This window comes from Bacteroides sp. 1001136B_160425_E2 (assembly GCF_015559655.1).
Classification (GTDB): domain Bacteria; phylum Bacteroidota; class Bacteroidia; order Bacteroidales; family Bacteroidaceae; genus Bacteroides; species Bacteroides luhongzhouii.
The window spans coordinates 84432-107806 of the sequence record NZ_JADMQH010000013.1 but is presented as its reverse complement, the minus strand read 5'-3'; the positions used below and the strand labels follow the sequence as shown (position 1 = coordinate 107806).

The following is a 23375-nucleotide window of genomic DNA, read 5'->3' as shown; positions in this document are numbered from 1 at the left end:
TTAGGGTGCTCTTCTTTTTTTGTAGTAGTAAGGGTTGTTTTTTTTTACTAAAAGCTTTTCAGACATTCTGTTTGTTATTTCTCAATATTCTCTGTTCTTGGAATTTTGAACCAGAAACAAGAACCTTCTCCTTCTTTAGATTCTGCTCCGATCACTCCGCCCAGTCGTTCTACTATGATACGGCAAATGGCTAGTCCGAGTCCTGTTCCTTTAATAAACGAATTCAGTTTGACAAAACGTTCGAACACCTTATCTATTTTGTCAGCAGGAATTCCGATACCTGTATCTTTTACATAAAAGTATATTTCATCACTTGCTTCATCAATCCGGTATCCCATTTCGATAGAACTTTTGGAAGTGAATTTTAAGGCATTATTTGTAAAGTTGATGATAACCTGTGATAAACGTATGCGGTCCGTATTTATAATACATTGATCTGCTCTCTCTCTGAATACGATTTGTACCTCTGGTGAAGAGTTTTTTTCTTGCATTTGTCTGCAAATGCCTTCCATCAGTTCATTAATGTCAGTTTGCGCAAATGTGAATTCCATAGTACCGGCTTCGATTTTGGAAAGATCCAGAATATCGTCTATCAGTTGCAATAATAAGATATTGTTGTTGGAGATAATTTTTACGAATTCCTGTCTTTCTTCCTCCTCCTCTGTTTGACAAACCATTTCGGAGAATCCTACAATTGCGTTTAGTGGGGTTCGTATTTCGTGGCTCATATTAGCGAGAAAGGCAGATTTCAGTCGATTGGATTCTTCGGCTTTTTCCTTTGCCTCCTGCAACATCCTGTTCATTTTTAATTTTTCAGTGATGTTTTCAAAACGAAGTAATCCGCCAATAATTTCAGTTTCTTTTTCGTCACCGAAAACGGGAGTTGCGGTCACTTCAAAATCTACATCGTCTATTCTGATTGTATGTCGGATAATTTTGCCTTGTTCGATTGCTTTTTTGAAAGCACATTGTCTACACGGTTCATTACGGAGCGCACTGGTCTGATAGCAAATTTTTCCCGGTATGTATTGTCTTCCTTTTACCAGACTGGCGATTTGTCTTGTTTCTTCCCATTGTACCCGATAGTTTTTATCAATATAGATAAGTCCGAAATCAATACTTTTTAGAGCTAGTTTCTGCTTCTTCAATGCTTTTTCCAGTTCTTCTTTGGCTGCAACTAATTCTCTTTCATAATTCTTGAGTTGAGTGATATCCCATCGGGTTGCCAACAGCCATCTTTTTTCTCCTTCCCATGAAATAATTGATTTTACGGCAATCGTATCATGTGTGATTCCATCGGGGGTGGTATATTTTTCTTCCTTGCGATATACTTTGTTTTCTTGTACAAGTTCTTTGTCTATATTCCGGTATTTTTCTCCTCTTTCTTCTCCGTATATTTCATAGTCTGTATGTCCGATGGCTTCTTCACTGCTAATGCCGGATTGAGCGGCCGATTCTTTATTCCAGTAATAGTATCGGAAATCATTTGTAATGTCTTTTACGAAGATAGGAAAAGGGAGGTTGTCGAGAATATCAAAAGAGAAACGATAGGAATGATTGGTCTTTTTAATTGTTTTTTGTAATTTGCGGATTCTATATAATAAGATGCTGATGATAAGGAGTAAAATAATTACCAGTAAATAATTATAACCCCAATGTGCTTCGCCAATCCATAAAATTAACAAAATATTGTTTGCCATAAAATGTTTGATATAAATAGGGTGTAAAGATATGAATTGTTCTCTAACTATCAAAAGATAATACATAAATATATTGCTTTTCAACATTATATTGTAAGGCTGTAATCATATATGATGGAATGGATATGGCTATATGGTATCTTTTATTTCCTGTATGGTATGATGTTCTGATTGGTTTTGAATCTTTTTTTTAGCCGGGAAATGTATTAAAATATTAAATGATGTCTCATGAACTAAAATCATTTCTAATTTGTTTTAATAACGCTGGAGTATTTTCTATTTTTGTTCACCTAAATTCGTTTTGATAGAGTCAAAATAAAACAATCATTTAATTACGTATGATAATAACTATTATTATTCTCGTTCTTTCGGCTGTCTTTTTCGTGAACGGTAAGATTCGTTCGGATATTGTGGCACTATGTGCGCTGATAGCCTTACTTGTTTTTCAGATATTAACTCCTGACGAGGCACTCTCCGGTTTTTCCAATTCGGTAGTCATTATGATGATCGGATTGTTTGTAGTAGGAGGGGCTATTTTTCAGACGGGACTGGCAAAAATGATTAGTTCCCGAATTCTTAAACTTGCGGGAACCAGTGAGATTCGGTTGTTTCTATTGGTGATGTTGGTGACTTCTGTCATTGGTGCGTTTGTCAGTAATACAGGTACGGTGGCATTGATGCTTCCTATTGTTGTTAGTCTGGCGATGAGTGCCGGCATGAATCCCAGCAGGCTGTTGATGCCGTTGGCTTTTGCAAGTAGTATGGGAGGTATGATGACTTTGATTGGTACTCCGCCGAACCTTGTGATACAGAATACGTTGACTTCCGCCGGACTTGAGCCGCTTTCTTTCTTCTCTTTCCTGCCTGTCGGCATTGTCTGTGTAATTGTCGGTACACTGGTTCTGATGCCGCTTAGTAAATGGTTTCTTTCTAAAAAAGGCCAGAAAGATGATAATAAACGTTCGGGCAAGTCATTGAAACAGTTGGTTAATGAATATGGACTCTCCAGTAATTTGTTTCGTTTACAGGTGATAAAAGATTCACGGCTTTTGGGGAAGACAATTATTGACTTGGATGTTCGCCGTAAATACGGGCTGAATATTATGGAAGTTCGTCGTGGTGATGCATCGCAACATCGTTTTCTGAAAACGATTACTCAAAAGTTTGCTGCACCGGACACGATGTTAGAAGTAGAGGATATTTTGTATGTGACTGGAGACTTTGATAAGGTGCAACTCTTTGCGGAAGATTACCTGTTGGAGATCTTGGGCGACCATGCAACGGAAGAAACAAAAAACACGGCTAGCTCTCTGGATTTTTATGATATTGGTATTGCTGAAATAGTATTGATGCCATCCTCTAATTTGATAAACCAGACAATTAAAGAAGCTGGTTTCCGTGATAAGTATAATGTGAACGTATTGGGGATTCGTCGTAAAAAGGAATACTTATTACAAGATTTGGGGAATGAGCGTATTCATAGTGGTGACGTGCTTTTGGTACAAGGAACCTGGAATAATATTGCCCGTCTTAGTAAGGAAGATTCTGATTGGGTTGTTTTGGGGCAACCTTTGGCGGAAGCGGCTAAAGTTACGTTAGATTATAAAGCTCCGGTAGCAGCTGCTATTATGGTATTAATGGTGGCAATGATGGTTTTTGACTTCATTCCGGTTGCTCCGGTTACAGCTGTTATGATAGCGGGTATATTGATGGTGCTCACGGGATGTTTCCGCAATGTGGAAGCGGCTTATAAAACGATCAACTGGGAAAGTATTGTATTGATTGCTGCCATGCTCCCTATGTCTCTGGCATTGGAGAAAACGGGAGCTTCAGAATATATTTCCAATACATTGGTGAACGGATTGGGATCATACGGACCGATTGCATTGATGGCAGGTATTTATTTTACAACTTCGTTGATGACGATGTTTATTAGTAATACGGCTACCGCTGTTTTGCTTGCTCCGATTGCTTTGCAAAGTGCCATACAGATTGGAGTCAGTCCGGTTCCTTTCTTGTTTGCCGTGACGGTAGGTGCAAGTATGTGTTTTGCTTCTCCATTCTCTACACCGCCTAATGCCTTGGTGATGCCTGCCGGACAATATACCTTTATGGATTATGTAAAAGTGGGATTGCCGTTGCAGATTATTATGGGAATCGTGATGATTTTTGTATTGCCATTGATTTTTCCCTTTTAGTCTTTGATTTTTATCTTGTCAATGGGGAGAGATGAAAGAAATATGCAACTCTTTTTTTGCTATATGCTGTTGAATAAGTAGTATTAAACTTTTATATTCAACGATATAACTAACAGTCTTTCAATATAAATAATTAGAGTGAGGCGGCTTAAAAGATGTTAACTGCAAATCGGAAAATGCGACGTAATCTGTATAATGTTTATAAATACAATTATCTTTGTATATCCATTACTGATTATTGATTGGTAGTGATTTGTGTTTTTCACAAATAAAACAAACTAAAGCATTAAAAGATTATGAAACAGAACATTGCAAAAGTATTCACTTTCTCGTTATTAGCGTCTTTCATCGGTTTTATCAGTTGTGTTGATAATGAGAAAAATCTGTTTAATGCAGATCAACTGAGACAAATTTACGAAGAAACTTTTCCTGTAAAAAACATCGACCCTGATGGTGATTGGACAATGTCACGAAGCGTGACGGCGCATGTATCAGTCAATGGAGATCAGGGAATAGATTATAAGATACAAATATTTGATGCCGATCCATTAAGTCCGGGAAGTACAGCAAAACTCTTAGCGGAAGAAACTGTCAATCAAAGTACGACTTTGAATGTGGGGATGGATTGTGCAACAGCGCTTGATAAGGTGTTTGTTGCACGTATTGATGAGCACAAACGTTATCTGGTTCAACCGGCAGCGATTGAAAATGGTACAGTGACAGTGCATTTTGGAGACAAAGGTACGCCAACACGTTCTATGTCACGAGCTGTGGCGACTAGTATACCAGTTGTGGAAGCTCCATATACAGCAGAGTTTATTAGTGATAAAAAAATGACGGCTACTGAAGTTAAAAACGGTTGGGATTTGGGGGCAGGTTTCGGATGGTTTGAGTATGCTAATTTGCCTGTATTCAAGGAACAAGAACGTTGGTTTAAGATTCCGAATGGTACTTTTAGTGGAGGCTTAACTACCACTGGAAGTAGTGGCGGAGCCCAAGCTGTGAAAGTAATTGTTCCTCAAGGAAGCACATGGGTTATAGAAAATAGTAATCAATTTTCTAATATCACAGAAATTATAGTTGAGAATGGTGGAAAGATAGAGGTCGCTAAAAATGGGAGCCTGGTATTAACTCAAGCTTCTTATATAACTGTGATGCAGGAAGGAAGTATTGTAGGCGACAGAGGTATTCAGATAACAAATAGTTCGGCCGGGCGTACGAACTATAATGCCGGTACGATTGATTGTGACTTTTTGAAAATTGATGGAGTTGGAAGTGGAGTTGATTTTGTGAATTATGGAACACTTAAACTGAATTCTTATAATGCTTCTACCAATGGTACCACATTGATAAATCATGGAACGATTGAAGTTGAAAATATAGATGGTAACAACAATACTAATATTAAAAACGGTTGTTATCTGAAGGCAGGAAAATTACAATTTGGTACACTTGTTATGGGAAATACTTCCGAAGCTGTTTGCAAAGAATTGACGGGTAATGGAAATAATAATAATATCGTGATGGAAGCACAATCCATGTTGACTTGTACGGGCAAAGCTAATTTATTCAGAACAGTTATCGGTCCGACACAAGGAACTGCCTTATTAAGAATTCATACAATAGACAATACTTCCGGTTTGGCTTATTCTAATTCAAAAGTAACGAATAATATTATTTGTGAAATAACGGATCAAACATCTAATGGTAAAAATCAATGGGAATGGAGTTCTTTTGATTGGCTGACAAATAAAGGATTGCAGCAAGGTGCTACCTATTGTAACCCGGGTAAAGCAGAATTTATATTTCCTGCTGACGGTGACTGTATTAAAGAAGGATATAACTCTGATGAAGAACCGGATAATGTAGAGATCCGATATGCGGTTTATTCTTATGCTTTCGAAGATAACTATCCGAAAGCAGGAGATTATGATTTCAATGATATTGTGTTGAATGTAACTTTGCCTGCAGCCGGTAATGACGTGAAAGAACTGAAATATAAAATCGACCTTCGGGCGGTTGGTGCCGTGAAACAATTAGGTGCTGGTTTGAGAATACGAGGAATAGATAAAAATAATGTAGAAGAGGTAAGTTTTGGTGCAGGCGCTGCTCAACGTACCGCCTCATTAAGTTCCGGGATATTTGAAAATGCATCTTATGAAACGAATGGTAATGAACTTGTGATTCCTTTATTTGGAGATGCACATTATATATATGGATATACAGGAGCACAACGTCCCATGTTGAATACAGGGAATACTAGTACTCCTCTGACCGATATATACACTCTTGAAGTGAACGTCAAACTTAAGAATGCAATATCTGTCCCTAGTGTGACAGATGGTTTAGACTTCTTCATTGCTTATCAGGGGATAGGTCAAAAGAGAACGGAAATCCATTTGACTCATTTTAATTCGGCTACGGCGAATGGTCAATTGGCAGATAATGAAGTGCTCGAGGTAATCAAGGCTGTTAATAATACATGGGCTCTGTGTGTTCCTGATAAATTTGCTTATCCAATAGAAACAACAGTGATAACGAACGCATATTCTAAATTTGCAGATTGGGCACACGATCAGAGCTCAACTACAGATTGGTATAAGACTGTTAGCAGTGATAAGGTGATTCTGTACTAAATAAACTTTTCGTCATCTCTACACTTTTTACATAAAGTTTTAGAATCCCTGATTATACTGACGATTGTTTGTGTAATCAGGGATTTTGCTATCTCACATGTTTTGTTATTTCTCTCTGTTAGCAAGCAAAAACCTTTAAAATGCTGAAAATTTTGCTTGTTTTGTACAAAAACACCGTGTTTTTATCGGAAAAGCATCGTTATATTTGTGAAAAACATAAGGATAAAGTAAGCAAAAGATGCGGATAATGTCACCAAAAGCTATGGATAGAGTAAGCAAACCATTGGGATAGTGTCGCTATGTCGTAAATATTGTTAGTATTTTCTACTTTCCTTCCATTGATTTTTCTATTTCGGTCTTTGATAATGATAAATAGAAAAGAATAAAAGGGAACTTTATTGGTATAGATGATGCTTTTTAGATTTTAAAAGTTTTCTTGATCTATCAAAATGTGTATATATCATGCTTGATTATATAATAGTGACTTTGTTAAATGCCTCTACGTTGGCAGAAATACTTTACTCCAGCGTAAAGGGAGGAAAGAAGCGATTTCTGATAGATTAAGAATTACAAAGTGTCAGTAGTGACTTTTTGTAAAATAGAAAGAAGTTCTCCTAATTTATTTAATAGGAAATAATAGTGAAATAGTTGTCAATTACTAATATTTTGTATATTTGTCAAGGTGAGAGACTAAATATGCAGAGTGATTTCACTATGTGATTGAGGCTTATTTTTAAATATCTAATATTATGAAAAGATTTTTGTTATTAGTGTTAATTAGTTGTCCTGCATTGCTATTCGCTAATTTAATGACTAGTAATCAATATTATTTCCGTTCATGGAACATTAATGATGGTTTATCACAGAATAGTATATATGCTATTCTGCAAGATCATCTTGGTTTTATGTGGTTTGGCACTAAAGATGGATTGAATCGCTTTGATGGAACTTCTTTTCAAGTATATTGCAAAGCTAATGGTATGCTGGGTAATAATTGTGTTACTGCACTTTATGAAGATAAGGACGGACAGATCTGGATCGGTACCGATGCCGGAGTCTATATTTATTCTATTTCATGTGAGAATACATATTTTTTTGATGTAAAGACTGCTGATGGTTTAGGTATTACCCGTTCTGTATATATGATTGATGAGAATAAAGATGGCATTTATATCTCTTCTGCTGATGGATTTTTTTGTTTTCACCCACAACAAAAAGATTTGGTACAATTAAAAATACCCTGGGCCGGTATGAAAAACTTTTTGTTCGATCAGGGAACTTGTTGGGGAGCTTTTTATGCCGATAATCTGTATTTTACTCTTGATAATTTCAACACTGTATATCCTTTTATCGCACAGGATGGTACCCAACCCTTTAAGAATGAAGTAGTCAATAAAATAATTAAAGGAGAAGAGAATCTGTTATATGTTGGCTTGACTAAAGGCTTGAAAGAAATCAATTTGGCGACCCGGCAAGTCCGTACGTTGCTATCTGTAGATGATAAAGGCGATGATGTTTACGTGCGGGAAATTGCGCTCTATTCTGAAAATGAGTTGTGGATCGGTACGGAATCCGGTATTTATACTTATAACATCAAGAAAGGTTCTATAACCCATATTCAAAGTTTGGTGGGAACTTCCTATGCATTATCAGATAATGTTGTCTATTCTTTATATAAAGATAAAGAAGGAGGAATGTGGATTGGATCTTATTTTGGAGGAATAAACTATTACCCTAAACAATATACATTCTTTGAGAAAATATATCCTCATAAAGGAATGGAAGAACTGGGTGAACGTGTTCGGGAAATCGTAGAAGACGAAAAAGGAAATTTGTGGATTGGTACAGAGGATAAAGGTTTGTTTTATTATAATCCTACGACAAAGGAGCTGAAACCGTTCCATCATCATTCTATTTATCATAATATTCATGGATTATGTCTGGAGAATGGATTTTTGTGGATTGGTACATTTTCAGGAGGACTTAATCGAATCAATCTACAGACGAATGCTGTGAAAACTTACCGGAAAAAAGATTCCTGTGGGTTGAGTTCCAGTGATATTTTTGTGATTCGACGCACAGTGTCCGGTAAAATATATCTGGGTACTGCTGACGGACTATTTGAATATCATAATGAGAATGATTGCTTTTCACGAATTGAATCTGTCCCACCTACTTTGATTTATGATTTGCATGAAGACCTAAAAGGACACCTTTGGTTGGCAACCTTTAATGGAGTGTATAAGTTAGAAACAGAGAAGCAAAAGTGTATTCATTTCTACCATAAGGAAAATGATTCACTAAGCTTATCTTCTGATAAAATTCTAAGTATCTTTGAAGATAGCCGTCATCAATTATGGTTTACTACTGAAGGTGGAGGATTCTGTCGATTGGTTTCAGATTCCGGAACTTTCGAATGTTATGATTCGAATTCTATCGGACTACCAAGTGATGTTGTTCATCAGATTATAGAAGATAAGCGTGGTGTTTTTTGGCTGACCACAAACAAAGGACTAGTTCGTTTCCAACCGGACACCAAAGTTATTAAAAACTTTACCATTGCCGATGGACTATTGAGCAATCAATTTAATTACCGTTCAAGTCATCAAACGGCGGATGGAAGAATCTATTTTGGCTGTATTACAGGGCTTATATCTTTTGATCCGTCTACTTTTATCGATAATGATTATGTATCTCCTTTGGTGATAACGGACTTTATGATTTTCAATAAAGAAGTAATACCAAATACAAAAGGATCACCTTTGAAACAGAGTATAACGGTGTCAGACTCCATTGAACTGACCGCATCTCAAAATTCCTTCTCATTTCGCTTTGCGACACTGGGGTATTCTACTTTAGATCAGAATAAACTATTATATAAGTTGGAAGGATTTGATAAAGAATGGTATGAAGCAAGGGGATCATTAGTCAGTTATTCTAATTTGCCATATGGACCGTATATCCTTTATGCAAAAGGAGTGAACAGTGACGGAGTCTGGAATGATGTGCCATTAAAATTACATATTTATATTCGTCCGCCGTTTTATCTGACGGGATGGGCTTATGCTGTTTATCTTCTTTTATTATTGTGTGCTTTTTATGCTATTATACGATATTCCAGGCGTCGGATGGCTCGCAAGCATATGCAGCAAATGGAAAAGTTTGAGCAAAGGAAAGAACGCGAACTTTATTCTGCCAAAATTAACTTTTTTACGAATGTAGCACATGAAATACGGACTCCGTTGACGTTAATCAAAGGTCCTTTGGAGTGTATCTTGAAAGATAAACCTTTAGCAGATGATGTGCGGGAGGATTTGGTTATCATGAAGCAAAATTCTGACCGCTTATTGAATCTTATAAATCAGTTGTTGGATTTTCGCAAAACAGCCAATAATAGTTTCACACTCATTTTATCTGAATGTGATATTCAGGAAATAGTGTATGGAGTTTATATCCGTTTTACATCTTTGGCACGACAAAAAGATATAAAACTTTCTATCGATTTGCCTTCGGAAAAGATTTCCGCTGCTGTCGATCGCGAAGCGTTGATTAAAATTATAAGCAATTTGTTGAGTAATGCTGTGAAATTTGCAACTACTTATATAACTATAACAGTAAAGTGCAATGCAAGCAGCTTTATAATAAAAGTATGCAATGACGGGTCTGTTATTCCCATTCATATGCGGGAAGAGATTTTTCAACCTTTTGTTCAGGTTCAGAACAACGAAAAATATGCTTCCGGTACCGGTCTCGGTCTTGCTTTGGCACGTTCTTTGGCAGAGTTACATCATGGAACCTTATGTCTTGAAAATATGGAAGGAGCCAATTGTTTTGCATTAGAAATTCCAGTCAGCCATGTAGAGGAAGCACAGGAATTACAGAAGAATGTATTAGAGGAGGAAGAAAAAACATCAGATCTTGAAAATCTGATGGCAGAAGAACTGGAAAAGGGAACTCATCTTCCTGTAATTCTGATAGTGGAGGACAATCAGGATATGCTGGCATTTATAGCTAAACAATTATCTTCGGCCTATGTTGTTCTGAAAGCAAAAGACGGAGTTGAAGCTCTTGAAGTATTGGAGAATGCAAATATTGATTTATTGATTAGCGATGTTATGATGCCACGGATGGACGGGATGGAATTGTGTCATCAATTGAAGACAGATCTTACGTATAGTCATATCCCTGTACTACTGTTGACTGCCAAAACAAATCTTGAATCGAAAATAGAGGGATTGAGGCTGGCAGCAGATGCATATATTGAAAAGCCTTTCTCTGTAGAATATTTGATAGCTACAATTGAGAGCCTGCTTTGTAATCGTGAGAAACTAAGACAGGCATTCTGCCATTCTCCTTTTGTGTTTACAGCAACGATGGCACAAACGAATGCCGATAGGGTTTTTCTGGAAGAATTGAATAAAATAGTATATGATAATTTGCAGGACCCGGATTTTAATCTGGATAATATGGCACAGTTACTGAACATGAGTCGTTCCAGCTTGAACCGGAAAATTAGAGGCATACTTGATATGACTCCCAATGATTATATTCGGGTAGAGCGTCTCAAGAAAGCAGCTGTACTTCTCAAAGATAAATCTTATAAAATAAATGAAGTCTGTTATGCGGTTGGTTTTAGTACTCCTTCTTATTTTGCAAAGTGCTTCCAAAAACAATTTGGGGTACTTCCAAAGGACTTTGTGGAGATGTAGACAACCTTTCTCTGCAATTATCCTTTCTACATAGGCAATTATCGAATCAAATGAAGATTTTGATTCGATTGTTATATGAATAGCTTCAATAATTCTACTGAATTTAGAGGGTAGTGGCTACTTTTGGATACGTGAAAACAAAGTATCAAATCTATTATTAACTTTAAACGAAGCAATTTATGAAGAACTTCATCCGGCCTATTTTTTTATTCTTATTTATATTGATTTTTAATGTTGCAGCATTTGCGCAATGGTCGCCGGCAGGTGACAAAATAAAGACTCGATGGGGGGAGCAGATAGACCCGAATAATGTATTACCGGAGTATCCGCGGCCCATAATGGAGCGTCCCCAATGGATGAACCTGAACGGTTGTTGGGATTATGCCATTGTTCCTAAAGGTATGGAAGCCCCCGTTGTGTATGATGGTAAGATATTAGTCCCTTTTGCTGTTGAATCTTCACTGTCCGGAGTGGGAAAAAGAGTGGGAGGTGAAAAGGAAGTATGGTATAACCGTATATTTAATGTACCCGAGAAGTGGAATGGAATGAATGTTCTTCTTCATTTCGGAGCTGTGGACTGGAAAACCGATGTATGGGTGAATGATATTAAAGTAGGAGAACATACAGGTGGGTATACACCTTTTTCATTTAATATATCTTCCGCCTTAAAAAAAGGAGGAAATAAGCTGACTGTTCGTGTTTGGGATCCGACAGATAAAGGAGTACAACCACGAGGAAAGCAAGTGGAACGTCCCGAAGGTGTTTGGTATACTCCTGTTACAGGTATTTGGCAGACTGTTTGGCTGGAGCCTGTACCTATTTGCCATATCACAAACGTGCGTACGACGCCTGATATTGATTTACGTCGAATCAATGTGGCGGTTACTACCAGTGAGTACTTTACCGGCCGGGTAAGAGTGAAAGTATTTGATAGTGAACAGCTGGTTGCTGAAGGAGTAGCTGTAAATAAACAGGTTATTGAACTGGCAATGCCTGAAAATGTCAAACTATGGTCTCCTCAATCTCCTTTTCTTTATAAGACAGAGGTGACTTTGGAAAGCAATGGCAAAACGATGGACAAGGTGAATGGTTATGTCGCCATGCGGAAATATTCAACCCGACGGGATAAGGATGGCATAGTGCGGTTGCAACTAAATAATCAGGACTTGTTTCAATTTGGCCCTTTGGATCAGGGATGGTGGCCTGACGGCCTCTATACAGCTCCCAGTGACGCGGCTTTGCGTTATGATGTTCAAAAGACAAAAGACTTTGGCTTTAACATGATTCGTAAACACATCAAAGTGGAACCGGCCCGATGGTATACACATTGCGACCAGCTAGGGATTATTGTGTGGCAGGATATGCCAAGTGGTGATCGTAATTATGAATGGCAAAACCGGAGTTATTTTGATGGTATTGATTTTAAACGTTCTCCAGAATCGGAAGCGATTTATCGTAAGGAATGGAAAGAAGTCATTGATTACTTATATTCTTATCCTTGTATTGGTGTCTGGATTCCATTTAATGAGGCTTGGGGACAATTTAAAACACCGGAGATTGCAGCTTGGACCAAACAATATGATCCGTCTCGTTTAGTGAATCCGGCAAGTGGCGGCAATCATTATACATGTGGGGATATGCTTGACTTACATAATTATCCGGCTCCTGAAATGTATCTTTATGATGCTCAAAGAGCAAATGTTTTAGGAGAGTTCGGTGGAATTGGTATGATCTGTAAAGAACATCTGTGGGAACCGGATAAGAATTGGGGATACGTACAATTCAATTCTTCTCAAGAGGCTACTGACGAATATCAGAAATATGCGGATATGCTGTATAAACTTATTCCGAGAGGTTTTTCCGCTGCTGTTTATACACAAACCTCTGATGTTGAGATTGAAATAAATGGTTTACTGACTTATGACCGTAAGGTTATAAAGCTTGATGAAGAACGCTTACGAAAAATAAATGAGAAGATATGTAATGCATTGCGTTAGTAATAGAATAACTCTTATAAATTTAATACAATATGAAAAAATTAAGATTTTTAATGGCTTGTGTCTTGCTGGCTTTTCTTTGGTCTGAAGGAAGTTATGCAAATACTACGTTGGAAAACACGGGGAGTTCCCAGCAACAGCAATATTGGAAGATTAAAGGAAAAGTCTCTGATGAGAAAGGAGAGGCACTGATAGGGGCGACTGTGAAAATTAAGAATGCGACACATGGTACGGTAACCGATGTTAATGGTAATTTTGAGATCGTGCTGCCTCCCGGTGGTGTTCTCATTATAAGTTATATCGGCTATAGAGAACAAGAACTGAAAATCAATTCACAGCGTACCTATGATATTGTATTGAAAGAGGAAACTGCCGGACTTGATGAAGTGGTAGTGACTGCTTTGGGTATTAAACGTGACAGGAAAGCTTTGGGATATGCTGTCAGTGACGTGAAAGGAAAAGAACTTGAAAAAGCGAAAGAGACCAATGTTATAAATGCATTGGCTGGTAAGATTCCGGGACTGGTCATTTCTCAAACAGCTGGTGGCCCAGCCGGAAGTACGAGAGTAATTATTAGAGGTAATACTTCTTTAACTGGTAGCAACCAACCTCTTTATGTAGTAGATGGTGTACCGTTGGATAATTCTAATTTCGGTTCGGCCGGTGCTTATGGAGGATATGATTTGGGAGATGGAATCTCGTCCATCAATCCCGATGATATTGAATCCATGTCTGTGTTGAAAGGTCCTGCTGCTTCTGCTTTATACGGTAGTCGTGCTGCGCATGGAGTTATTCTTATAACGACCAAGAAAGCACAAAAGAATCAGAATCGCAGGACGATAGGAGTGGAGGTAAACTCAACCGTTACTTTTGAAAAGCAACTTACAGAATATGATGATGTTCAGACAGAATTCGGTCAGGGATGGGATGGAAGAATAAATCTGAATGATGATGATGCAAAATCGGCTTGTGCCAGTTGGGGACCCAGATACGATGAAGGAATTGCTTTTAAGTATTTTGATGGAGTGACTCGTCCTTTTATATACAGGAAAGACAATATAAAGGGATTCTTTAACACAGGTGTTACAGCCACAAATTCTTTGATTCTAAGTTCTGCCAAAGAGAACAACAGTATAAGATTGTCATATACGAATCTGACTAATAAGGATATTATGCCTAATGCCAAGATAAGCAGGAATACGATTGATTTAAGAACATTCTTTAAGCTTGCAGAGAAACTGGAAGTTGATTTCAAAGTCAATTACGTAAATGAATATGTAAAGAACCGTCCGGCATTGGCAGACTCGAGAACGAATGTAGCTAACAATCTGATGAATCTGGCAGGAAACTTTGATCAGGTATGGTTGAAGGATAATTATATACATTCGGATGGAACCTACTACGACTGGAATCGAGGAGATGTCTGGAATATCAACCCCTATTGGGTGCAATATGCAATGAAGAATACGACACAGAAAGACCAGTATTTTGCGGTCGCTTCATTTAAATATAGTGTAAATAAGAATCTGTATTTCAAATTGACCGGTGGTGGTGAAAACGTGAACTTCTCATTTATGGATTATATTCCATATTCTACCCCTAGTACTTTATTGGGACAATTACAAAAAAGAACTTTTGAAAATAAGTCTTATAATGTAGAGTTTATGGCTAATTATCAAAATAGCTTCAAACGCTTCAATTATGGAATTACATTAGGAGGGAATGTGTATCACGTAGATAATAAGTCCCATACCATAACAGCTAAAAATATGTCAATGCATGAGACAGTGGCTCTGCAAAGTTTCCTGCAAAAAGAGATTACGGAAGGTAGTTGGCGTAAAGAGATTAATTCGTTATTTGGAATGGTAAACCTTTCTTGGAAAGATTTACTGTATGCAGATGTGACGTTAAGACGGGACCAGTCGTCCACACTGCCGGTAAACAATAACGTTTATTTTTATCCTTCAGTTGGTGGAAGCTTCTTGTTTTCAGAATTGATTAAGCCGAATCCGATTTTCTCATTTGGTAAATTAAGAGCTTCCTGGGCACAAGTCGGTAGTGATGCAGACCCTTTCATGTTGGATTTGAACTACATTATGACGGACAAAACCTTTGGTAATTATTCTACGGGATATATTAGTACGGGTACTATTCCTAATAAAGACCTGAAACCATCCAAAACCAATTCTTTTGAGATTGGAGTGGATTTAAAGTTTCTGAATAACCGGATCGGATTGGATTTTACTTACTATAAACAAAACAGTAATAATCAGATTATGAATGTTGCCACATCAGTAACATCAGGTTATGGTACCAAACTGATAAATGCAGGGGAAATAGAAAACTCGGGAGTAGAGATTGCATTGAATACGACACCGGTTCAAACGAAAGATTTTTCTTGGGATTTTAATTTTAACTTCTCGAAGAATAGTAATAAAGTGAAGTCCTTGTCAACAGGAATCGAGAGTCTGGAATTGGCAGCTGCCCGTTGGCTGGGAGTAAAGGTACTGGCTGTTCCGGGAGAAGAATACGGAGTGATTATGGGGCAGGATTTCTTGAGAAATGAACAGGGAGACGTGATTATCAATGCTGATTCCGGTTTGCCTGAAATAACCAGTGATATGAAAAAGTTAGGGAAAGCAACCTGGGATTGGACAGGGGGACTAACGACTACTTTCAGATATAAGCAATTTACTTTATCGGCAATTTTTGATATTAAAGTAGGAGCAGATATTTATTCCATGACGGCACGTGGCTTGGCCAAATCAGGTAAGGCAGCATATACTGTAAGGGGACGTGACGAATGGCATAAATCGGAAGAACAGCGTTTGGAAGCTGGAGTTGTTGAAGGAAATTGGCAATCTACCGGTGGGTATGTTGCAGAAGGAGTTGTTAAGCAAGTGGATGCCGCAGGCAATGTATCTTGGGTGAAAAATACCAAAGCGATTGCTCCATACGATTATTGGGGATATATCTGTGATAAGACAGCTTCACCTTTTATCTATGATAATAGTTACGTCAAGATGCGTGAGTTAACATTCGGATATACCTTTCCCAAAAAGTTGATAGAGCGTTATGTTGAATCGTTAAGTGTTTCATTTGTTGCGCGAAATCCTTTTATTATCTATAAAAATGTACCGAATATTGATCCGGACTCAAATTATAATACTTCTGCTATAGGGTTGGAATATGGTTCGTTACCTTCCAGAAGAAGTTTTGGATTGAATGTGAATATTAAATTTTAAATTGTCCGATTATGAAAAGAATATTGAATATAAAGTGGATGCACTCTTTGCTATTAAGTGTCCTTTTGATGGGATTTAGTAGTTGCATAGACTATGAGGATTTTAATAAAAATCCAGTAGTGGCTACGATTATCGATCCGAACTCACAGTTATCCTACATACAATTATGTATGGGTGGTGATTGGCTGATGGAACAACCGTTTGCCTATTATTATTCAGGTTTTGTTCAACAACTGCAAGGTGACTGGTCGGCAACGCATTTTGGTGGCGAATACCTGATTGATGATGCACAGTTTCAACAACCATGGGAGCGTATTTATACTTGTCATCTGAAAAATCTGGCGGATATTCTTTGGAGAACGGAGGCGGATGTTGAACAGAAAAATATAAATGCGGTGGCCCGGATTCTGAAATGCTACTTTTTTCTTATCCTGACTGATATGTATGGTGATATTCCATATTTTGAGGCAGAGCAGGGGTATATAACAGGAAATGTTACCCCAAAGTTTGATGAGCAGGAATTGATTTATAAAGACATGCATAAAGAACTTCTGGAAGCGGAGGAGCAACTGGATGAAAATGCTGATAAACTGACCGGTGATATAATTTATAGTGGTGATCTAAAGAAGTGGAGAAAGTTTGCCAATACTTTAAACCTTCGTATTGCAATGAGATTGGTTAAAGTAGCTCCGGAGCTCGCGGAAGAATGGGTGACTGCTATTTGTAATATTGAATCGGGGCTTTTGGGGGCTGGAGATGATGCATTAATTCATTATATGGATTTATTGGATTGGGACGAAACGGAGTTCAGACGTAATGGCTTGGCGCAGTTGTGGCGTAGCCGGGAGAATGCTCCTATGTGTTATTTCTGTACTACGATGTGGGATAAGTTAAAAACGACCAATGATCCCCGTCTGTTGATTTTAGGAAGATGTTATGCGGAAGATTCAACAGATCCATTTTTAAGAACAGATTTGACGGATTTTATTATAGAGAAGGCCCCGAAGCAACTGGAATCAATAGAAGCAGTAAAACCAGGATTCTATTGGTGGGATAATTGGCCTGCTGGGTTTATGGATGGAGATACGTATTACGGAAAGGAATGTCGTCCACAACTGAACAAGGGATTTATAAAGGGAGATTCTCCTGCCATCTTTATGAGCTATGCAGAGACAGAACTTTTACTGGCAGAAGCAAAACTTCGCTGGCCGGCCATAAATGACAGTAAAACAGTAGAGGTGCATTATTCAAATGGAGTAAAGGCAGCCATGGGATTACTGAAAAAATTTGATCTGGGAGAAGAAGTCTCCAATACGGAAATGGCCAGTTATCTGTCCCGGAATCCGCTACCATCAGATAAAGATGGACAATTACAATTTATCAATGAGCAATTATGGATTTTACATTTGATTAATCCGTCAGAAGCTTATTCTAACTGGAGACGTTCGGGATATCCTGTATTGAAACCTTCAACAGAATATGGCGCGGCAGTCAAAGACTCCCGTACTATTCCCAGAAGATTGAAGTACCCGTTATTTGAGCAGACTTATAATCCGACCGGATATTATGAAGCAGTCGGAAGAATGGGAGGAGAAGATAACTGGAATTGTAGAATTTGGTGGGACAAAGAATAAAATACTATGATTATGAAAACATGGAATATTATAAAATCAATTTTTTTTATTAGTTTTTATGTACTAATAGCCGCGTGCAATGATGATGCGGCAGAAGAATCTATTTCAGCAGATAATTATCCTCGCATCATTGCAACAAGTCCTACATTACCAATGAAAGGTGAAAATGGGGAATTGGGAAAACTCAATGTAAAGCAGGGGGAGACAATTACGATAAAGGCTATTTATACTCCTTTTGAATATGCAGAAGCTGTATGGTATGTGGATGGAGTACAAGAGGGAACTGGAGATGAATTTAAATACAGCAATGAGACTCCGGGAATTTATCGTTTGAAGTTGGTTGTAAGTACTGCCAGCTATGAAACCACTCGGGAAGTGAACCTTAATGTGTACTCAACGGGTATTGGCGGAGAGTTTTCTGGTTTTGAAATTCACAAAGGAGTGAATATCGGTAATTGGCTCTCACAAAGTAGTGCAAGAGGAGAAGAAAGGAAGAATAAGTTTAAGGAAACTGATGCTATCTTTTTAAGTCAGCAGGGATTTGACCATTTGCGGTTACCGGTGGATGAAGAGCAGTTGTTTACGGAATCAGGTGAAGTCGATGAAGAAACTTTGAATCTGATATATAAAACTGCAGATTGGTGCCAATTGTATGATATGAGATTGATTTTTGATTTTCATATACTGCGGTCCCATAATTATGAAGCGGATAATAAACCTCTATGGACTAGTAAAGAAGAGCAGGATAAGTTTGTACGGATGTGGAAAACAATTCATGACAAGCTTCAACAATATCCTGATGATATGTTAGCGTATGAGTTACTGAATGAACCTGTAGCTCCCAGCAGTGATATTTGGAATACGTTAGTGAATCGCCTGATAACAGAATTGCGTGAAGTTGCCCCGGCAAGAATGTTGATAATTGGTTCTAACTTATGGAATAGCGTGTCTACAATAAGTGATTTGCAGATACCAAGTGAAGATAAAAATATAATGTTGACTTTCCATTATTATGAGCCTTACTTGTTGACTCACTATCATGCTAGTTGGACAGATTTTGCCAATCTTAATTTACCATTGAATTATCCGGGACTTTTGGTCAGAGATGAAGATTTCAATAATCTTCCTGCGGATCAACAGGAGATTGTGCGTCCCTATAAACAGGAATATACCCGTGAATCTATTTTGAATAACATCAATGTGGCTGTTACGGCAGCTCGGTCAAAAGGAGTGAAATTGTATTGTGGTGAATTTGGTTGCCTGCCTTATTCTAATCTGACTTCACGTTATGCGTGGTATCGTGATTTAGTTTCTATTTTTAATGAGACCGAGATTTCTTATGGTGCATGGGAATACAATGCGCTCTTTGGTTTCTGTACTCCTGACGGAGGATTGAAGGATGCCACTTTAGTCGATATATTGTTAGGGAGAGAAGGAGCGGAACTGACTACCATTTATGCTGTTGAGGCAGAGGATTGTGAAAAAGGCGGAGGCACTATGATTATAGAAGACAATGCTGCGGCTTCAGGAGGAAAACATGTGAATCATTTTTGGGGAGATTCTAATTTGAAATTTGATGTGACTGTTGAAGAGGAGGGAGTTTATTATTTGAAGATTCGTTACGTTTGTGGTACTGACGTGTGGATTTACTCTCAAGTGAATGACGGAGTGAAGCAAATGATACCTTGTCCGAACTCCGGAGGTTGGTGGAGTGAATTTACAGATACAAAGACTGTTGTAAATCTTTCGGCTGGTAAAAACACAATATCTTTCACTCCGGAACCAATGGGAAGTCCTATCCTTGATAAATTTGAGGTTTGTAAAATAAAGAAGTAAGTAGGTATATGGCAAAATATATATTTCTGTTTTTTCTATGGATGGCTGGCTTCGCTTATGGGTGTGGAGATTCGGAGACACCTGTTAATGATGATATTCCTGTGAGTAAGGCTCCTACTTCAATAAAGTTGCCTCATTTGATTAGTGATAACATGGTATTGCAGCAAAACTCAAAAGTAATTTTGTGGGGAGAAGCTACACCTAAATGTACAGTTACAATATCAGCTTCTTGGATAAAGCAGGATATAGTAGTGAATGTTGATGGTAAAGGGCAATGGCAGGCGTCTATTATGACGCCTGCCGGTGGTCCTGAAACGCAGACGCTTTCGTTTGATGATGGCGCTTCCGCCCCATTAATCGTACGGAATATATTGATCGGGGAAGTTTGGATATGTTCCGGACAGTCGAATATGGAGATGCCTTTAGGAGGCTGGGAGGGATGTCCTGTAGATAATATGGAAGAGGCTGTGACAAATGCTGATAAACATTCGGATATTCGTATGTTGACGGTTGAACGCAACAGTGCAACTGTGTCCCAAAATGAATTGGAAGGAGACTGGCTGGTTGCTTCTTCTGGACAAGTAAAAAGATTTAGTGCTGTTGCTTATTATTTTGCGTTGGAGCTACAGGAGAAGTTGAATGTTCCTGTTGGACTGGTAGTTGCTGCCTGGGGTGGTTCTGATATAGAATCATGGCTACCCGGTGGAGATAAATATAATGGTATGCTTTATCCATGTCATAAGTATGCAGCTAAAGGATTTCTGTGGTATCAGGGAGAATCGAATGTCTGGAAATGGTATGAATATCGGAAGAATATGAAAGAGTTGGTAAAATCGTGGCGTTCATTGTGGGAAGGCTCTTTGGGGACGGGTGAAAATATGCCTTTTTATTATGCTGAGATTGCACCGTATGCTTTGCCAGAAGATAATGGAGCCACAGGAATTGTTTCTGCTCTTTTGCGTGAGGTCCAATATGAAGTTCAGAAAGAGATTATGCCGGCTGGTATGGTTTGCACAAATGATTTGGTTGCATTATCAGAGGAGAATCAGATACATCCGGCAAATAAAAAAGGAGTAGGTATGCGTCTGGCACATTTGGCTTTGAGCCAAACTTACGAGCATGGTGAAATAATCTCTACCAGTCCTTCTTTTGAGGGAATGTGTATGGAGGATGGTAGAGTTTTACTAACTTTTAAAAATGTGGGTGGTGGCTGGATGGACATTGATAAGAATAGTGTGCTTCAAAATTTCGAGCTGTCAGATGGAAAAACACTGGTCGATGGATGTTATGTTTTCTATCCGGCATCGGATATATCATTTGGGGATGGTGATGTAGTCACTGTTTCTTCAGATAAGGTTGCTGTTCCTAAGCATATCCGTTATTGTTTCCATAATTTTATGTTGGGATATATGCGAAACAAGGCGGGGTTACCTTTGATTCCTTTTAGGGGTGAGAGCAATATTGGAGGGACTTATATGGTTGAGGCTGAAAGTGGAACTTCAAGTGGCACATCAGTGGCTTTGAGCGATAATCCATATGCTTCAGGCGAGCGCCTTCTAACTAATTTTTACGGAGATGCACGTTTGAACTTGAGTTTAGCAGTAGAAGAGGAAGGCTTATATGAATTGAGTGTATATTATATGAATGAGGTGGATGCTGCCGTCCGGATTCAAGTAAATGGAGGAGTACAACAGAATCTGAATTGTCCTGCATCCGGTAGTTGGTGGAATAAGTTACAATTTGCAGGAATGGCAGTAACACTATTAAAAGGGGAAAATACTATCGTGATAATTCCGGGAATCAATGGAGGTCCCAACTTGGATAAAGTTAATGTTGTAAAGATGGAAAGAAAATGATGAATCAGATTGTTCGAATGAGAGTTACAGTATTATTGATTATAATTGCGGTGATGTGGACTAACCATACAATATGGGGAAATGTCCAGATGGAAAGTCTACAGTCAAATTTCGAAATTACGAGGGGAGTGAATATTAGCCACTGGCTTTCTCAAAGTAAAGATAGGGGTGAGTTGCGGAAAAGTAAGTTTGGCAAGGACGAAGTCGCTTTTCTTAAAAAGATGGGATTTGACCATTTACGTTTGCCGGTTGATGAAGAACAGTTATTCACTCCTTCAGGGGATGTAGATGCAGAAACGATGGGATTGATGCATCAGGCAATTAGTTGGTGCCGTGAGTTTCAAATGCGGATAATTGTTGATTTTCATATTCTTCGTTCTCATCATTTTGGTAACAATGAGAGACCTCTATGGGCAGACCCCATTGAACAGGACAAGTTTATTCATTTGTGGAAGCTTATAAATAGGGAATTGGAAAAGTATCCGGAGAATTTACTGGCATATGAACTATTGAATGAGCCGGTAGCTCCGGAAAATGGGGTTTGGAATGAATTGGCAAAGCGCCTGATAAAGGAGCTACGGGAAGTAGCACCCAAGCGTATGCTTATATTAGGATCTAATTCTTATAACAGTGTTAATACGATAAAAGATTTGCAGATACCTAAAGGTGATCGTAATATCATGTTAACATTCCATTGTTATGAACCTTATCTATTGACCCATTATCGTGCGTCGTGGACAGACTTTGCCAAACTTGATGTGACATTGACATATCCGGGTGATTTAATTAATGAAAAGGATTTTGAGAAATTGTCTGATGAAGAGAAAAAGATTGTTGCTCCTTATAAAAGAATGTATAGTAAAAGGACCATTGCCCATGAAATAGAACAGGCATTAAAAGTGGCTAAAGAGAATGGGGTAAGATTATATTGTGGAGAATTCGGCTGTCTACCGTTTGGAAACCATGCTTCACGTTATAACTGGTACAGAGATTTAATCTCCATATTTCAGAAAAAGAAAGTTGCTTATGCATGCTGGGATTACAAATCTATTTTTGGTTTCTGTAACACGGATAAAGCCATAAAAGATGGTGTTCTTCTCGCTATTCTGCAAGGTAAGGATATTAGGGATTGGGAACAAAAAAGTTTGATTGAGGCAGAGAAATGCGAAATGACTGGAAGCTCTCTTTCTATTATAGCCAACCCTTATGCTTCAAACGGTGAGGTGGTGAAGGATTTCTTTGGTAATTGTAGTTTGACCTTTAATGTCGTTACTGAAAATGCTGGTGAGTGCTTATTTAAGATACGCTATACAAGTGGAGAAGATGTGGGTCTTAATTTGCAAATAGGGAATTCACGTCAGGTAATCCGTTGTCCGAATACAGGTGGTTGGTATGATAAATTTGAAGAAACAGAAATCTATATCAATTTACCCAAAGGACAGAGTGTCTTGTGTGTTACTCCGGGAACGAATGGAGGACCTATTTTGGATAAATTTGAACTGTTTAAAGAAGTCACTGATTAGAAGTAAGGTAATTAATTTAAGTGTTCATGTTAATGATGAGA

10 protein-coding genes are annotated in these 23375 nt (G+C 38.2%); 9 read left to right on the top strand and 1 reads right to left on the bottom strand.

All coding sequences use genetic code 11. The features are described 5' to 3' along the window. Positions 1–74: 74 nt before the first annotated feature. Complete coding sequence (locus tag I2I04_RS14365; protein ID WP_195655311.1) at positions 75–1700, bottom strand: PAS domain-containing sensor histidine kinase; 1626 nt, start codon at positions 1698–1700, stop codon at positions 75–77. Between the two features lie 338 nt (positions 1701–2038). Between I2I04_RS14365 and I2I04_RS14360 the strand changes: the two genes are divergently transcribed. The 9 genes from I2I04_RS14360 to I2I04_RS14320 all read left to right on the top strand — a co-directional run bounded on the left by I2I04_RS14360 (position 2039) and on the right by I2I04_RS14320 (position 23334). Continuing rightward, positions 2039–3898, top strand: coding sequence for an SLC13 family permease (locus I2I04_RS14360; protein WP_143259842.1), 1860 nt, complete (start codon positions 2039–2041; stop codon positions 3896–3898). A 296-nt stretch (positions 3899–4194) separates the two neighbouring features. Further along, entirely contained in the window at positions 4195–6534 is a 2340-nt protein-coding gene (locus I2I04_RS14355) for an LruC domain-containing protein (RefSeq protein WP_195655310.1), read from the top strand. Positions 6535–7283: 749 nt separating this feature from the next. Then, on the top strand, positions 7284–11243 hold the full coding sequence (locus tag I2I04_RS14350) for a hybrid sensor histidine kinase/response regulator transcription factor (RefSeq protein ID WP_143259838.1): 3960 nt from the start codon (positions 7284–7286) through the stop codon (positions 11241–11243). 179 nt (positions 11244–11422) lie between these two features. Further along, complete coding sequence (locus I2I04_RS14345; RefSeq protein ID WP_143259836.1) at positions 11423–13240, top strand: glycoside hydrolase family 2 protein; 1818 nt, start codon at positions 11423–11425, stop codon at positions 13238–13240. 32 nt (positions 13241–13272) lie between these two features. Then, complete coding sequence (locus I2I04_RS14340) at positions 13273–16485, top strand: SusC/RagA family TonB-linked outer membrane protein (RefSeq protein ID WP_195655309.1); 3213 nt, start codon at positions 13273–13275, stop codon at positions 16483–16485. 11 nt (positions 16486–16496) lie between these two features. After that, the gene (locus I2I04_RS14335) at positions 16497–18119 is read left to right on the top strand and encodes a SusD/RagB family nutrient-binding outer membrane lipoprotein (protein ID WP_143259832.1); all 1623 of its coding nucleotides are present in this window, start codon (positions 16497–16499) and stop codon (positions 18117–18119) included. Between the two features lie 12 nt (positions 18120–18131). Then, positions 18132–19955 carry a cellulase family glycosylhydrolase gene (locus I2I04_RS14330; RefSeq protein WP_143259830.1) on the top strand — a complete coding sequence of 608 codons (1824 nt, stop codon included), beginning with the start codon at positions 18132–18134 and terminating at the stop codon, positions 19953–19955. Between the two features lie 8 nt (positions 19956–19963). After that, positions 19964–21811, top strand: a complete 1848-nt coding sequence (locus I2I04_RS14325) for a sialate O-acetylesterase (protein WP_195655308.1) — start codon at positions 19964–19966, stop codon at positions 21809–21811. Further along, positions 21808–23334 carry a cellulase family glycosylhydrolase gene (locus tag I2I04_RS14320; protein ID WP_195655307.1) on the top strand — a complete coding sequence of 509 codons (1527 nt, stop codon included), beginning with the start codon at positions 21808–21810 and terminating at the stop codon, positions 23332–23334. The genes I2I04_RS14325 and I2I04_RS14320 overlap by 4 nt, the downstream gene beginning before the upstream one ends. The last annotated feature ends 41 nt before the right edge of the window (positions 23335–23375 follow it).